General features: G+C 69.3%; 12 protein-coding genes. 7 read left to right on the plus strand and 5 right to left on the minus strand.

All coding sequences use genetic code 11. The annotated features are described in order from the left end of the window. Positions 1-244: 244 nt before the first annotated feature. The 6 genes from ACFV6H_RS18820 (at position 245) to ACFV6H_RS18845 (ending at position 8,812) form a co-directional block, all read left to right on the plus strand. Positions 245-2,914, plus strand: coding sequence for a bifunctional SulP family inorganic anion transporter/carbonic anhydrase (locus ACFV6H_RS18820; RefSeq protein ID WP_385543197.1), 2,670 nt, complete (start codon positions 245-247; stop codon positions 2,912-2,914). Between the two features lie 272 nt (positions 2,915-3,186). After that, positions 3,187-5,145, plus strand: coding sequence for an acetate--CoA ligase (gene acs / locus ACFV6H_RS18825; protein WP_385543200.1), 1,959 nt, complete (start codon positions 3,187-3,189; stop codon positions 5,143-5,145). Positions 5,146-5,404: 259 nt separating this feature from the next. Then, positions 5,405-6,802, plus strand: coding sequence for a Na+/H+ antiporter NhaA (gene nhaA, locus ACFV6H_RS18830; protein ID WP_385543203.1), 1,398 nt, complete (start codon positions 5,405-5,407; stop codon positions 6,800-6,802). Between the two features lie 75 nt (positions 6,803-6,877). After that, complete coding sequence (locus tag ACFV6H_RS18835) at positions 6,878-7,372, plus strand: phage holin family protein (RefSeq protein ID WP_093601217.1); 495 nt, start codon at positions 6,878-6,880, stop codon at positions 7,370-7,372. Between the two features lie 92 nt (positions 7,373-7,464). Further along, positions 7,465-8,412: an alpha/beta fold hydrolase gene (locus tag ACFV6H_RS18840; protein ID WP_385543783.1), complete on the plus strand. Its 948-nt coding sequence runs from the start codon at positions 7,465-7,467 to the stop codon at positions 8,410-8,412. A 220-nt stretch (positions 8,413-8,632) separates the two neighbouring features. Continuing rightward, positions 8,633-8,812: a hypothetical protein gene (locus ACFV6H_RS18845; protein WP_079125521.1), complete on the plus strand. Its 180-nt coding sequence runs from the start codon at positions 8,633-8,635 to the stop codon at positions 8,810-8,812. Positions 8,813-8,886: 74 nt separating this feature from the next. On the opposite strand, the gene ACFV6H_RS18850 is transcribed toward ACFV6H_RS18845, so the two are convergent. The 3 genes from ACFV6H_RS18850 to nth form a co-directional block, all read right to left on the minus strand. Continuing rightward, on the minus strand, positions 8,887-10,086 hold the full coding sequence (locus ACFV6H_RS18850) for a MarP family serine protease (protein ID WP_093601768.1): 1,200 nt from the start codon (positions 10,084-10,086) through the stop codon (positions 8,887-8,889). Between the two features lie 161 nt (positions 10,087-10,247). Then, positions 10,248-10,955: an NUDIX hydrolase gene (locus tag ACFV6H_RS18855; RefSeq protein ID WP_384783567.1), complete on the minus strand. Its 708-nt coding sequence runs from the start codon at positions 10,953-10,955 to the stop codon at positions 10,248-10,250. A 200-nt stretch (positions 10,956-11,155) separates the two neighbouring features. Beyond that, entirely contained in the window at positions 11,156-11,950 is a 795-nt protein-coding gene (gene nth, locus ACFV6H_RS18860; RefSeq protein WP_385543207.1) for an endonuclease III, read from the minus strand. Positions 11,951-12,315: 365 nt separating this feature from the next. On the opposite strand from nth, the gene ACFV6H_RS18865 reads away from it, so the two are divergent. Beyond that, positions 12,316-12,990, plus strand: coding sequence for a Crp/Fnr family transcriptional regulator (locus ACFV6H_RS18865; RefSeq protein ID WP_015034542.1), 675 nt, complete (start codon positions 12,316-12,318; stop codon positions 12,988-12,990). Positions 12,991-13,114: 124 nt separating this feature from the next. Here ACFV6H_RS18865 and ACFV6H_RS18870 read toward each other — a convergent pair whose 3' ends face one another. Continuing rightward, positions 13,115-13,945, minus strand: a complete 831-nt coding sequence (locus ACFV6H_RS18870; RefSeq protein WP_385543210.1) for an MBL fold metallo-hydrolase — start codon at positions 13,943-13,945, stop codon at positions 13,115-13,117. Further along, entirely contained in the window at positions 13,942-14,910 is a 969-nt protein-coding gene (locus ACFV6H_RS18875; protein WP_385543213.1) for an NUDIX hydrolase, read from the minus strand. The genes ACFV6H_RS18870 and ACFV6H_RS18875 overlap by 4 nt, the downstream gene beginning before the upstream one ends. Positions 14,911-14,921 lie beyond the last annotated feature (11 nt).

Consider the following 14,921-nt stretch of genomic DNA (forward strand, 5'->3'; position numbering starts at 1 on the left):
GCGCCGAGCGCGGACACCGTCGCATCAAGGCCGAAGAGGTGAAGAAACGACAAGCCGTAAAAGATCACTAATCACCGGGACAGGTGAACGTTTGCTCCTTTTGCCCGGAAAGTCCTGCCACAATCTTTACTCTCCATTACGATTCGTTTACCGAGAGTTGAGCTGAGCATTCCGCTGCCGCACGCCGTGTCTCTCGGCCGAGCCCCATGGCCGCGTCCGCGCCGCCCCGGAGGAGACGGGAAATATGTCCACCTGTGTCATCCCTCGTACCGCCCAGAGCTCTCAGACGAGCCGCGCCCAGCCCACGGTCCGCTTCCCTCGCATCGCACGTTTCCGGAGGCCGCACGACCCACCTCCGGACCGGCGCGGCTTCCGGATCGCCGGAGCGGACTTCTCCGCCTCGATCTCCGTCTTTCTGATCGCACTGCCGCTCTCCCTGGGCATCGCGCTCGCCACGGGCGCGCCGCTCCAGGCCGGGCTGGTGGCCGCGGCGGTCGGCGGTCTGGTCGTCGGGCGGCTGGGCGGGGCACCGCTCCAGGTCAGCGGTCCCGCGGCCGGGCTCACCGTCGTCACGGCCGATCTGATCCAGCAGTACGGCTGGCGCACCACCTGCGCCATCACCATCTGCGCCGGGCTCGCCCAACTCGTCCTCGCGGCGCTGCGGGTGGCCCGGTCGGCGCTCGCCGTCAGCCCGGCGATCGTGCACGGCATGCTCGCGGGCATCGGTGTCACGATCGCCCTGGCCCAGCTCCATATCGTGCTCGGCGGTTCGCCGCAGAGTTCCGCCGTCGACAATGTGCTGGGGCTGCCCGCCCAGTTGGCCAATCTCCATCCGGGCGCGCTCTCCGTAAGCGTTCTGACCATCGCGGTCCTGCTCGTATGGCCGCGGATTCCGGGACGCGTGGGCCGGGCCGTACGGAAGCTCCCGGCCGCGCTCGCGGCGGTGGCCGTCGCGACCACCCTGGCCGCCCTCGCCGGAATCAGCCTGGCGCGTGTCGATCTGCCCTCCTGGAGAAGCCATGCCCTGCCCGAGCTCCCTCACGGGCCGGCGCTCGGGCTGCTCGCCGCCGTCCTCACGGTCACCCTGGTCGCAAGCGTCGAATCACTGCTCTCCGCGGTCGCCGTGGACAAGCTGGTGGCCGCCCGCAAGGAGCCGGCCGTCCAGATTCCCCGGGCGCGGCTCGACCGGGAGCTGGCCGGACAGGGCGCCGGGAATGTCGTCTCCGGCGCGCTCGGCGGACTGCCCATCACGGGCGTCGCCGTACGCAGTGCCGCCAATGTGGCCGCAGGCGGTGTCAGCAGGAACTCGGCCATGCTGCACGGTCTGTGGATCGCGGTCGCGGCCCTGCTGCTGGTGCCCGTGCTGGATCTGATCCCGCTGGCGGCGCTGGCCGCGCTGGTGATGTTCGTCGGGATCCAGATGGTCAATCTCACGCATATGCGCAGCGTGAGTCGGAATCGCGAGCTGCTGGGATATGTGGCCACGCTGACCGCCGTCGTGTTCACCGGCGTGCTGGAAGGCGTTGTCATCGGAATCGCCGTGGCGGTAGCGGTGTCGCTGCACCGGCTGACCAGGACGCGGATCACCACGGAGGAGCGGAGCGGTGTCCACCGTGTGCACGCGCGCGGCCAGTTGACGTTCCTCGCCGTGCCGAGACTCAGCCGGATGCTGCATCAGGTACCGCAGGGTGCCGACTGTGTCGTCGAGCTGGACGGGTCCTTCATGGACCACGCGGCTCATGAGGCCCTGTACGACTGGCGGGCCGCGCATATCGCCCGGGGCGGCACGGCCGAGTTCACCGGCCGGGCGGGCGCCCGGATCGCGGAGTCCCCGAGTGAGTTCCATGCCTGCTGCCGCCCTTGGACGCCCTGGCGCAATCATCACTGCGGCCGGCATCCCGACGGAGGTCGGGCCGCCGCGGAATGCGCCGCCGCAGGGCACGCCGTCGCGGGGCGGGCAGCCATGGAGCAGACCGTCCCGGTACATACGGGCGGCGGTCTCTCCGGAGCGGAGGCGTCCGGAGCGGGAGCCACGGGTATGGAGCACTCGGCCGTCTGCGGATCCGCCGGTGCGGCGCCCGGCATGGTGCTTTTGAGCGGGCTGCCGTCCGGTGGTACGGGCTCCAGCGGCGCTCGGCAGGCGGGCGAGGCGCCTGAGGCGTGTACGGACTCCGGACGGGGAGATCCCGGAGGAAGCGGGCGTACGTCCAGCATCCTTCAACTGGCCAGCGGGCTCAGCTCGTTCCAGCGGAACACGGCTCCGCTGGTACGCGAAGAGCTGGCGCGGCTGGCGCGCGAGGGCCAGCAGCCCTCCCAGCTCTTCCTCACCTGCGCCGACTCCCGGCTGGTCACCAGCATGATCACATCAAGTGGTCCCGGCGACCTCTTCACCGTACGGAACGTGGGCAATCTCGTGCCGCTGCCCGGGACGGACGGCGGGGACGAGTCGGTGGCCGCCGCGATCGAGTACGCGGTCGATGTGCTGCGGGTGGAGTCCATCACCATCTGCGGGCATTCGGGCTGTGGGGCGATGCAGGCCCTGCTGGACGACGCGCCCAAGGACACCGACGACGAGCCCGCGACACCGCTGCGGCGCTGGCTGCGCCATGGTCTGCCCAGCCTGGAGCGGATGAAGAGCCGCCGCCACTCCTGGGCCAGGATCTCCGGGCGGCTGCCGGCGGATGCGGTCGAGCAGCTCTGTCTCACCAATGTCGTCCAGCAGTTGGAGCATCTGCGGGCCCATGAATCGGTGGCCCGCAGACTGGCCGACGGCACACTGGAGCTGCACGGGATGTACTTCCATGTCGGCGAGGCCCAGGCCTATCTGCTGGCGAACGGCGCCGGGAGCGGCGGAGTCGGCGAAAAGGTCTTCAACCCGGTGGCACCGACCGCGCTGGAGGAGTCGCGCGCCTGAACCCTTCCCCCGCCGCATCCGTGAGAGTGTGTGGCCCCTCTTCCCCACCACCCGCCCCGGGGAGGAGGGCCACCCACCGTCGTACGGGAGACCGTGCAAGGGCCGGCGCCGCACGGGCCTGAACACATAGGTCTAAACCAATTTCCGGAACACCCTTGTCACCCGGGCATCCGCCTGATGAGCTAGGCCCGGGACACATAGGACGCCCTGGGAAAGGGAGATGTCGTGAGCAACGAAAGCCTGGCCAATCTGCTCAGGGAGGAGACGGGAGTATGAGCGAGAACTCTTCCCTCTCCAATCTGCTCAAGGAGGAGCGGCGGTTCGCGCCGCCGGTCGAGCTGGCCGCGCACGCCAATGTGACGGCGGAGGCGTACGAGCGGGCCGAGGCGGACAGGCTTGGCTTCTGGGCCGAGCAGGCGAGGCGGCTGACCTGGGTCACCGAGCCGACCGAGACGCTCGACTGGTCGAATCCGCCGTTCGCGAAGTGGTTCGCGGACGGCGAGCTGAATGTCGCCTACAACTGCGTCGACCGCCATGTGGAGGCCGGCCACGGTGACCGCGTCGCAATCCACTTCGAGGGCGAGCCGGGCGACAGCCGCGCGATCACCTACGCGGAGCTGAAGGACGAGGTGTCCCGCGCCGCCAACGCGCTCACCGAGCTGGGTGTGCGCAAGGGCGACCGCGTCGCGGTCTATCTGCCAATGATCCCCGAGGCCGCGGTCGCGATGCTGGCCTGCGCGCGGATCGGCGCGGCGCACTCGGTGGTCTTCGGCGGCTTCTCCGCCGAGGCCGTCGCCTCCCGTATCCAGGACGCCGACGCCAAGCTGGTCATCACCGCCGACGGCGGTTACCGCCGGGGCAAGCCGAGCGCGCTCAAGCCCGCCATCGACGAGGCCGTCACCAAGTGTCCGCAGGTCGAGCATGTGCTGGTGGTACGGCGCACGGGCCAGGACACGGCCTTCGACGACAGCCGTGATGTGTGGTGGCACGACATTGTCGGCCGCCAGTCCACGGAGCATGCCCCGGAGGCGTTCGGCGCGGAGCACCCGCTGTTCATCCTCTACACCTCGGGCACGACAGGGAAGCCGAAGGGCATCCTGCACACCTCGGGCGGCTATCTGACCCAGGCTGCCTACACTCACCACGCGGTCTTCGACCTCAAGCCCGAGTCGGACGTGTACTGGTGCACCGCCGACATCGGCTGGGTGACGGGCCACTCGTACATCGTCTACGGTCCGCTCGCCAACGGCGCCACCCAGGTCATGTACGAAGGCACTCCCGACACCCCGCACCAGGGCCGCTTCTGGGAGATCATCCAGAAGTACGGAGTGACGATCCTCTACACGGCGCCGACGGCGATCCGTACGTTCATGAAGTGGGGCGACGACATCCCCGCCAAGTTCGATCTGACCTCCCTGCGCGTACTGGGCTCGGTCGGCGAACCGATCAATCCCGAGGCCTGGATCTGGTACCGGGAGAACATCGGCGCGGGCAAGACCCCGATCGTGGACACCTGGTGGCAGACCGAGACCGGCGCCATGATGATCTCCCCGCTCCCAGGTGTCACCGAGACCAAGCCCGGCTCCGCCCAGCGCGCCCTGCCCGGCATCTCCGCCACGGTCGTGGACGACGAGGCCAACGAGGTGCCCGACGGAGGCGGCGGCTATCTCGTCCTGACCGCGCCGTGGCCCTCCATGCTCCGTACGATCTGGGGCGACGACCAGCGGTTCATCGACACCTACTGGTCGCGCTTCGAAGGCAAGTACTTCGCCGGTGACGGTGCCAAGAAGGACGACGACGGCGACATCTGGCTGCTCGGCCGTGTCGATGACGTCATGCTGGTCTCGGGGCACAACATCTCCACCACCGAGGTCGAGTCCGCGCTCGTCTCGCATCCCAAGGTCGCCGAGGCCGCTGTCGTCGGCGCCGCCGACGAGACCACCGGCCAGGCGATCGTCGCCTTTGTCATTCTGCGTGGCAGCGCCACCGTCGATGACGGGCTCGTCGCCGAGCTGCGCAATCACGTCTCCACCACGCTCGGCCCGATCGCCAAGCCCAAGCGGATCCTGCCTGTCGCGGAGCTTCCCAAGACCCGCTCCGGCAAGATCATGCGACGGCTGCTGCGCGACATCGCCGAGAACCGCGCTCTCGGTGATGTCACCACCCTCACCGACTCCTCCGTCATGGATCTCATTCAGAGCCAGTTGCCCAGCGCGGCCAGCGAGGACTGAGCACCACCGGGGCAGGTCACCATCGGGCGGAAACCCACGAAGACACCCCGGGCGGGGCGCCCAGCACATCGCGTGCAGGGCGCCCCACCCGGTGCTTGTGCCGGTCCGCGCCTAAAGTGAAGATCACCTGATACGTCCCCCGTGCGCCCGGGTAAGGTAAGTCTCGCGTCAACAACAAAACAAGATTCTGGGTGCGCCGGGAAGTCTGGTCGGCACGTGATTCGTCATGTCCGCCGAACCGACCCGGAGGTCTTCACCCGTGCCAGCGCCCACGGCCACCACCCGTAAGTTCCTCGGACGTCTGTCACTGCCCGAGCGGAACTATCTCGCGGACGCGCTGCGCACCGAGACCGTCGGTGGCGTCCTGCTGCTCGTCGCCGCGGTCGTCGCCCTGATCTGGGCGAACACCCCACTGAGCGACAGCTACGAATCCGTGAGCGACTTCCGATTCGGCCCCGGCGCGCTCGGCCTCGACCTCTCCGTACAGCACTGGGCCGCCGACGGCCTGCTCGCCGTCTTCTTCTTTGTCGCCGGCATCGAACTCAAGCGTGAGCTGGTCGCGGGAGAACTGCGCGATCCCAAGGCCGCCGCGCTCCCCGTGATCGCGGCACTGTCCGGCATGGCCGTACCGGCGCTGGTCTATGTGCTGGTCAATGTGGTCGGCGGCGGATCACTGGACGGCTGGGCGGTACCGGTGGCCACCGATATCGCGTTCGCGCTCGCCGTTCTCGCGGTCATCGGCACCTCGCTGCCCTCCGCGCTGCGCGCCTTCCTTCTCACTCTCGCCGTCGTCGACGATCTGTTCGCGATCCTGATCATCGCCGTCTTCTTCACCAGCGATCTGAACTTCGTGGCGTTCGGCGGCGCCGTCGCCGCCCTCGTCGTCTTCTGGCTGCTGCTGAGGAAGGAGGTGCGCGGCTGGTACGTCTATGTCCCGCTGGCCCTGGTCATCTGGGGGCTGATGTACAACAGCGGCGTGCACGCCACCATCGCCGGTGTCGCGATGGGACTGATGCTGCGCTGCCGGAGAAAGGAAGGCGAGGAGCACTCCCCCGGCGAGCACATCGAGCACCGGGTGCGCCCGCTCTCGGCCGGTCTGGCCGTGCCGCTGTTCGCTCTCTTCTCCGCGGGCATCCCGGTCTCCGGCGGCGCGCTCGGTCAGGTCTTCGCCCGGCCGGAGACCCTCGGTGTCGTCCTCGGGCTGGTGGTCGGCAAGGCGGTCGGTATCTTCGGCGGTACATGGCTGGCCGTACGCTTCACCAGAGCCGAACTCAACGACGATCTGGCCTGGCCCGATGTCCTCGCCCTCGCCTCGCTCGCCGGGATCGGCTTCACGGTCTCGCTGCTCATCGGCGAGCTGGCCTTCTCGTCCGACCCGGCGCTCACCGACGAGGTGAAGGCGGCCGTACTGATGGGCTCGCTGATCGCCGCCGTCATATCCGGCATTCTGCTCAAGCTACGGGTACGGACCTACCGTGCGCTGTACGAGGACGAGGAGCGCGACGAGGATCTGGACGGCATCCCCGACATCTACGAACAGGATGATCCGGCATACCACCTGCGGATGGCCGCGCTGTACGAGGCGAAGGCCGCGGAGCACCGTCGGCTGGCTGAACACGCGGGGGCGGCGCGCGATAACGGCGACAGTCCGGCATGATCGGACATCGGATCCGTAGCGGAGAGCCCGCAGCACAGAAGTCCGTTGCAGAGAAGCGAGAAGAGGGAGTCACCGATGAGCGACCCCGGCACGCAAGTCGCCGACGCTGTCCGGACCGGCACAGTGGTCCAGCCCGTCAGTACCGACCGCAGTATCGGTCAACTCGTCGCCTCGGCGACCGCCGAGATGTCCGCGCTGGTACATGACGAGATCGCCCTGGCCAAGGCCGAGCTCCGACAGGATGTGAGGCGTGGTGCGATGGGCGGTGCGGCCATCACCGTCGCGGGCGTCTTCGCCCTGTTCTCGCTGCCGGTGCTGAGCTTCGCCGCCGCGTACGGGATCCACAATCTGGGGCTCGGTCTCGCCTGGTCGTTCCTGATCGTCGGCGGAGCGTATCTGGTGCTCGCCGCACTGGCCGCCGTGCTCGCGCTGCTGAAGTTCAAGAAGGTCAAGCCGCCGGAGAAGACCATCGCCTCGGCCAAGGAGACGGCCGCAGTGCTCCAGAATGTCAAGCCTCACCCGCGCAAGGTGGGGAAGCGTGTCAAGTCTGTGGCACGCTCATCTGCATGACCGCCGCTGATTCCGACCCGGGCAAGGCCGACGGCTCGCCCGCGACTTCTGGTGCTTCGCGTGCTTCAGGCGCATTTGGCGCCTCCGGTTCGATGTCGGCCTCTGGTTCGACGCCAGCTTCCGGTTCGACGCCGACCTCTGCCGTCCGTCTTACTGGTCCCTGGACCCACAGGGATGTAGCGGCCAATGGTGCCCGCTTCCATATCGCCGAGCTGGGCGAGGGCCCGCTGGTGTTGCTGCTGCATGGCTTTCCGCAGTTCTGGTGGACCTGGCGGCATCAGCTCACGGCGCTCGCGGACGCCGGCTACCGCGCGGTGGCCATGGATCTGCGGGGCGTGGGCGGCAGCGACCGTACACCCCGGGGCTACGACCCGGCCAATCTGGCCCTCGACATCACCGGTGTGGTGCGCTCCCTCGGTGAGCCCGACGCCGCGCTCGTCGGGCACGACTTGGGCGGCTATCTCGCCTGGACCGCGGCCGTGATGCGGCCCAAGCTGGTCCGCAGACTCGCGGTCTCCTCGATGCCACATCCGCGCCGCTGGCGCTCGGCGATGCTCGCCGACTTCGCACAGAGCCGGGCCGGCTCCTACATCTGGGGCTTCCAGCGACCGTGGCTGCCGGAGCGTCAGCTCGTCGCGGACGACGCGGCGCTGGTGGGACAGTTGATCCGGGACTGGTCCGGGCCCGCGCTCCCCGACGAGAAGGCCATCGACGTCTACCGGCGTGCGATGACCATTCCCTCGACGGCGCACTGCTCGATCGAGCCGTACCGCTGGATGGTGCGGTCGATGGCACGGCCCGACGGCATCCAGTTCAACCGGCGGATGAAGCGCCCGGTGCGGGTGCCCACGCTCCAGTTGCACGGGTCGCTCGATCCGGCGATGAGGACGCGAAGTACGGCGGGATCGGCCGAGTATGTGGAAGCGCCCTACAGATGGCGGCTGTTCGATGGGCTCGGGCACTTCCCTCAGGAAGAGGATCCGGCGGCGTTCTCCGCGGAGCTCATCAACTGGCTCAAGGACCCCGAGCCGGATCGCTGACCGGACCGCCAGCCGGACCGTTGGCCCCACCACTGGCCTGATCGCCGACCGCAATCCCGAAGCGGCGGAGCCGAGAATGTAACCCGGACGACTGATTCGCTGCGCCGATATGGTCACCCTCTGAACGCTTGTCCTACGAACAGCCAATTGCCTCGCGCATAGGCCAATTGGCCCTCTCCCGTACGGTTACCGACCATGGGGCACGGGCAGACGTCGGGGTATGGGCTGGACGCACGACTACGGTGACACAGCACGCAACCGCCGCTCGGCCGCTGGGCCGATCACCCGCAAAGGGGGCGGCCAGGAAGGTCAGGGGCATGATGCGCGCCTCGGAATTTCCCTGATTCTCCGCCGCAGAGCGCGCTGGGTCTCGGCCCGGCTCCGCCATCAACGCAGCTAGGCCATGGGCCTGGGCCCTGGGCTCTGAACGGGCCCAGGGCGGCCGAGCGGCGACCGTAGCCGAGGCCGTGCCGCCTACAGCGCGCACTGATCGGTGTCGACCTGCTGGTTGGCGGTCCTGCCGAGCGTGATGTCGTCGCGGATCTCATCGGCCGTCAGGGCGTAGCCGGTCTGCGGGTCGTCGAGCGACCTGGCGAAGATGACTCCGTACACCTTGCCCTCCGGCGTGAGGAGCGGGCCTCCGGAGTTGCCCTGCCGTACGGTCGCGAACAGCGAGTAGACATCACGCTGCACCTCGCCGCGGCGGTAGATGTCCGGCCCGTTGGCGTTGATACGACCGCGAACCCGCGCCGAGCGCACGTCGTACGCGCCGTTCTCCGGGAAGCCCGCGACGATCGCGCCGTCGCCGGTCACCGCGTCCGCGTCGGTGAACTGAAGCGGCGTCGCCGGAAGGTTCGGCACGTCCAGTACGGCGATGTCGCGCTGCCAGTCGTAGAGGACGACCTTGGCGTCGTACAGCCGTCCCTGACCGCCTATCTGGACCGTGGGCTCCTCGACGCCGCCCACGACATGCGCGTTGGTCATGACCCGGCGGTCGGCGAAGACAAAGCCGGAGCCTTCGAGGACCTTGCCGCAGCTCGGCGCCGTACCGACGACCTTGACTATCGAGTTCTGGGCACGGGCCGCGACCGGGCTGCCGGCGAGCGCCGGATCCGGCGGCCGGACCTCGGTGATGGGCTCGTTGTCGAACGGGCTGAAGACCTGCGGGAAGCCGTTCTGCGCCAGTACGGAGGAGAAGTCCGTGAACCATGCCGACGCCTGTGTGGGCACCACCCTGGAGACGCCGAGCAGCACCTTGGAGCTGCGGACCTCCTTGCCGAGCGTCGGCAGCGACGTCCCGGCGAGGGCCGAACCGATCAGCCAGGCGACCAGCAGCATGGCCACGACATTGACCAGCGCGCCGCCGGTGGCGTCCAGGGCGCGAGCGGGCGACCACGTGATGTGACGGCGCAGCTTGTTGCCGAGGTGCGTGGTGAAGGCCTGGCCGACGGAGGCACAGACGATCACTATGACGACCGCGACGACGGCGGCCGTGGTGGAGACCTCGGAGTCCGCCGTGAGCCTGGCCCAGACCACGGGGAGCAGATAGACCGCGACGAGACCACCGCCGAGAAAGCCGATCACCGACAGGATGCCGACGACGAACCCTTGGCGGTATCCGACGATCGCGAACCATACGGCGGCGAGCAGCAGCAGGATGTCCAGCACGTTCACCGTCAATAGCCTCGCTAGCCTCGCAGATACGTCTCGGTCGCCCCGCCCGGCCGGTGGCCCGGCAGCACAAGGGCCCGGCGGCCGGTGGCGGACATCGCCACGGCCACAGAGCCCCGGAAGGGTTACCGCCCCCGGAAGGGCACAGCATGAGGGTCAGCCTGTCATGCGCGCCAGTCGAGCGGGACCTCCTTCGACCGGTCCCACGGACGCTCCCAGCCCGCGAAATGCAGAATCCGGTCGATCACTCCGGCCGTGAAACCCCAGACCAGGGCAGATCCCACCAGAAAGGCCGGGCTGTGATGGCCTCTGGGATGACGGGTGATCGCGCGGTTGGCCGGATCCGTGAGTTCCGCCACGGGCACGGTGAAGACACGGGCCGTCTCGGCGGGATCGACCACGCCGACCGGCGTGGGGCTGCGCCACCAGCCGAGCACCGGCGTCACCACGAAGCCGCTCACCGGGATGTAGAGCCTCGGCAGCACGCCGAAGAGCTGGACGCCCGAAGGATCGAGACCGGTCTCCTCCTCGGCCTCGCGCAGTGCCGCCCTGAGCGGTCCCGTGGTCGCAGGATCGCCGTCCTCGGGATCGAGAGAGCCGCCCGGGAACGAGGGCTGGCCCGGATGCGAGCGCAGGCCGCCGGCCCGCTCCATCAGCAGCAGCTCGGGGCCCCGAGGGCCGTCGCCGAAGAGGACGAGCACGGCGGACTGCCGTCCGTCGCCGCTCGCCGGCGGCAGAAAGCGGCTGAGCTGCTCCGGCGCCACGGTCTGCGCGGCGCGCTCGACGGGCGCGAGCCAGTCGGGCAGCCCGTCGGTGGTGACGGCGACCTCCGTCGTCGTCGGATCGCCGTACGTCCTGTCGGTTCGTGTCATACGCACCCCTGTCGCTCCCCTGTCCCTCAACGCCTGCCGCCCGTCGGATCGTTCCGCCCGTACGAGCGGTCCGGACCGCCCGGCCCGGACCGTCCCGCCCCGGCCTTGTCGTACGACCGGACCGGACCGTGTCGTACGACCGACCGGACCGTCCCGCACCAGCGCCCGCGTCCTCAGCGACGTATCCCGTAAGGCGTCGCTCATACGGCGCCCATCGGCGCCGCCGCCTTGCCCGGGTAGTCGGGCGGCGGGTTCAGCCGCTGGCCCGGATAGCCGCCCATCTCGTACTTGAGCAGCTTCCGCGCCTTCTCCGGATCCGTCTCGCCCTCTCCGTACGAAGGGCAGAGATGCGCGATCGGACAGGCGCCGCAGGCCGGCTTGCGGGAGTGGCAGATACGGCGGCCGTGGAAGATCACCCGGTGCGAGAGCATCGTCCACTCGCTCTTCGGGAAGATCGCCGCGATCTCGGCCTCGACCTTCTCCGGATCCTCCTGCTCGGTCCACTTCCAGCGCCGGACGAGCCGGCCGAAGTGCGTGTCGACGGTGAGGCCGGGAACCCCGAAGGCGTTGCCCAGCACCACGTTCGCCGTCTTGCGTCCCACACCGGGCAGGGAGACGAGATCGTCGAGCCGGCCGGGCACCTCGCCGTCGAAACGGTCGCGCAGGGCCGTGGAGAGCCCTATGAGCGACTTCGTCTTCGCCCGGAAGAAGCCGGTCGGCCGGATGATCTCCTCCAGCTCCTCCGGCACGGCCGCGGCCATGTCCTCGGGCGTCGGATACTTCGCGAAGACCGCGGGCGTGGTCTGGTTGACCCGGAGATCGGTGGTCTGCGCGGACAGGACCGTCGCGACCAGCAGCTCGAACGGGTTCCGGAAGTCCAGCTCGGGATGGGCGTACGGATAGACCTCGGCCAGCTCACGGTTGATCCGCCGGGCCCGGCGGATCATCGCCAGTCTCGACTCCGGCTTGGCTTTTGTCGCTTTTGTGGCTTTCATCGGTTTAGCCGAGGGCTGTTCGCCCACAGCGGAATTGGGCTCCGCGGACACTCTTTCAGCCCCCTTGGCCTGCGCTGTCATCGGCGGATTCGACACCCGGCCAGCGTAAAGCCCCACACCGACATCCGCCCCGGCCATGGCCGATCGCCACTCGAATCGGCCTCACGGGCACATGTCCGGACGTTCGTGCGTCAAACTTGTGACCGATCGCATGGTTTCGGACAAGCGGAATCCGGTGGAGGGCCGAACGGTCCAGGGATGCCAAGCCACCCGAGAAGAAGCGGCACGTACGGCATCATGGGGACGACGGTCCCCGCGCAGGTGGGGACCACGGTTCCCTGAGCAGGTCGACAAGGAGAGAACACGTGGACGACGTTCTGCGGCGTGCCCCGCTCTTCGCGGCGCTCGACGACGAGCAGGCGGCAGAGCTGCGCGCCTCGATGAGTGAAGCGACGCTCGCGCGCGGTGACGCGCTCTTCCACGAGGGCGACCCCGGCGACCGGCTGTACGTGGTCACCGAAGGCAAGGTCAAGCTCCACCGCACCTCCCCCGACGGCCGCGAGAACATGCTGGCCGTGCTCGGCCCCGGTGAGCTGATCGGCGAGCTGTCCCTCTTCGATCCGGGCCCGCGCACCGCCACCGCGACCGCGCTCACCGAGGTCAAGCTCCTCGGTCTGGGCCACGGCGATCTCCAGCCCTGGCTGAACGCCCGCCCGGAGGTGGCCACGGCCCTGCTGCGCGCCGTCGCCCGCAGGCTGCGCAAGACCAATGACCAGATGTCCGACCTGGTCTTCTCCGACGTTCCCGGCCGGGTGGCCCGTGCACTCCTCGATCTGTCGCGCCGCTTCGGTGTGCAGTCCGAGGAAGGCATCCATGTCGTGCACGACCTGACGCAGGAGGAGCTGGCACAGCTCGTCGGCGCATCCCGTGAGACCGTCAACAAGGCGCTGGCCGACTTCGCGCAGCGCGGCTGGCTGCGGCTGGAGGCGCGCGCGGTGATCCTGCTGGACGTGGAGCGCCTCGCGAAGCGCTCGCGCTGACCGGCGCTACGGGCTGACCGGCTGACCGGCTCGAAAGAAGGGCTCTTCCGTCCTGGAGGGGCCCTTCGGCATGTCAAGAGCCCCTCGGCATGTCGGGGCGGGGCTGGAGACCGTCGGGCAGGACCTAGATGAGCCCGTGCTCGCGCAAATACTCCAGTTGTGCCCTTACGGAGAGTTCGGCCGCCGGCCAGAGGGACCGGTCGACAGCCGCGTAGACATGGGCGACCACTTCGGACGGCGTGCGGTAGCCGTTCTCGACGGCCGTCTCGATCTGGGCGAGCCGGCTGGCCCGGTGGGCGAGATAGAACTCGACCGCGCCCTGGGCGTCGTCCAGTACGGGACCGTGGCCCGGCAGCACCGTATGGACGCCGTCGTCGACCGTGAGCGAGCGCAGCCGGCGCAGGGAGTCGAGATAGTCGCCGAGCCTGCCGTCCGGATGGGCGACCAGCGTCGTACCGCGGCCGAGGACCGTGTCTCCGGTCAGCACCGCGCGGTCGGCGGGCAGATGGAAGGAGAGCGAGTCGGCGGTGTGGCCGGGCGTGGGCACGACCCGTAGCTCAAGACCGCCGGTGGTGATGACGTCACCGGCCCCCAGTCCCTCGTCGCCCAGCCGCAGCGCCGGATCCAGGGCCCGTACATGGGTACGTGTCAGCGCGGCGAAGCGCGCCGCGCCGTCCGCGTGGTCCGGATGGCCATGGGTGAGCAGGGTCAGCGCGATCCGCTTGCCGGCCTTCTCGGCGACGGCGACGACCGCTCGGAGATGTGCCTCGTCCAGCGGGCCCGGATCGATGACGACCGCCGACTCGGAGTCCGGTTCGGAGACGATCCAGGTGTTGGTGCCGTCCAGAGTCATGGCGGACGGGTTCGGGGCGAGGACATTGATGGCGCGCGCGGTGGCCGGGCCGGAGAACACTCCGCCACGCGGCTGTCCAGGAAGAGCGGCGGCGTCGGTCATCGGGGACCTCCGGTCGGGTCGACTCGCTTGGTGAACTCGTCGTGTCCCGGCCAGCTCAGCACCAGCTCTCCGTCCTCCAGCCGGGCCGTGGCCAGTACGGGCGTCATATCGCGGCCTTCGGCACCGGCGAGCGCCTCGGCGGCCGTACGGTACGACTGGAGCTGACGCAGCGTCGAGACGGTCGGCGGCATCATCAGCAGCTCGCCCTTGTCGTACGCGGCCGTCGCCTCGGCCGGGCGGATCCACACCGTACGGTCGGCCTCCGTGGAGGCGTTCCTCGTACGCTGACCGGTCGGCAGCGCGGCCACGAAGAACCAGGTGTCGTAGCGGCGCGGTTCGAACTCCGGCGTGATCCAGCGGGTCCACGCGCCGAGCAGATCGCTGCGCAGCACCAGTCCGCGGCGGTCCAGGAAGTCCGCGAAGGACAGCCCGCGCTCGACCAGGGCGGCGCGGTCGGCCTCCCAGTCGTCGCCCGTGGTGTCGCTCACGACGCTCTCCGCGGACTCGCCCGCGAGCAGGACTCCGGCCTCCTCGTAGGTCTCCCGTACCGCCGCGCACACGATGGCCTGTGCGGAGGCGGCGTCGACGCCGAGCCGGCGTGCCCATACATCGCGGCCGGGACCGGCCCAGCCGATGAGCCGGTCGTTGTCGCGTGGATCGACTCCGCCGCCCGGATACACGTACGCACCGGCGGCGAAGGCCATGGAGGCGCGGCGCCGCAGCATGTGTACGAAGGGACCCGGGCCGCCGGAACCGGTCGTACGGTCGGAACCCGCCGTACGGTCAGAGCTGCCCGAAGCGGCCGGACCACCTGGACCGCCCGGAGTGGCCGCCGAACCGCCCGGACCGTCGCGCAGGAGCATCACCGTCGCGGCCCGCCGGGGAGTCGCCGCGGTGATCTCACCGGCGGCGAGGGCACGGATCCGCACGGGCCATTCGGGCGGGTACCACTGACCATTGGGCATGGCCGGATGCT

This window comes from Streptomyces sp. NPDC059743 (genome assembly GCF_042732975.1).
GTDB lineage: Bacteria > Actinomycetota > Actinomycetes > Streptomycetales > Streptomycetaceae > Streptomyces.

Coding starts and splice junctions, on each gene's coding strand:
- ACFV6H_RS18845 (WP_079125521.1), top strand. CDS start 8,633: ATGGGCTGGACGCACGACTACGGTGACACAGCACGCAACCGCCGCTCG.
- ACFV6H_RS18835 (WP_093601217.1), top strand. CDS start 6,878: ATGAGCGACCCCGGCACGCAAGTCGCCGACGCTGTCCGGACCGGCACA.
- ACFV6H_RS18820 (WP_385543197.1), top strand. CDS start 245: ATGTCCACCTGTGTCATCCCTCGTACCGCCCAGAGCTCTCAGACGAGC.
- ACFV6H_RS18840 (WP_385543783.1), top strand. CDS start 7,465: ATGTCGGCCTCTGGTTCGACGCCAGCTTCCGGTTCGACGCCGACCTCT.
- ACFV6H_RS18870 (WP_385543210.1), bottom strand. CDS start 13,945: ATGACCGACGCCGCCGCTCTTCCTGGACAGCCGCGTGGCGGAGTGTTC.
- ACFV6H_RS18855 (WP_384783567.1), bottom strand. CDS start 10,955: ATGACACGAACCGACAGGACGTACGGCGATCCGACGACGACGGAGGTC.
- acs (WP_385543200.1), top strand. CDS start 3,187: ATGAGCGAGAACTCTTCCCTCTCCAATCTGCTCAAGGAGGAGCGGCGG.
- ACFV6H_RS18875 (WP_385543213.1), bottom strand. CDS start 14,910: ATGCCCAATGGTCAGTGGTACCCGCCCGAATGGCCCGTGCGGATCCGT.
- nth (WP_385543207.1), bottom strand. CDS start 11,950: ATGAAAGCCACAAAAGCGACAAAAGCCAAGCCGGAGTCGAGACTGGCG.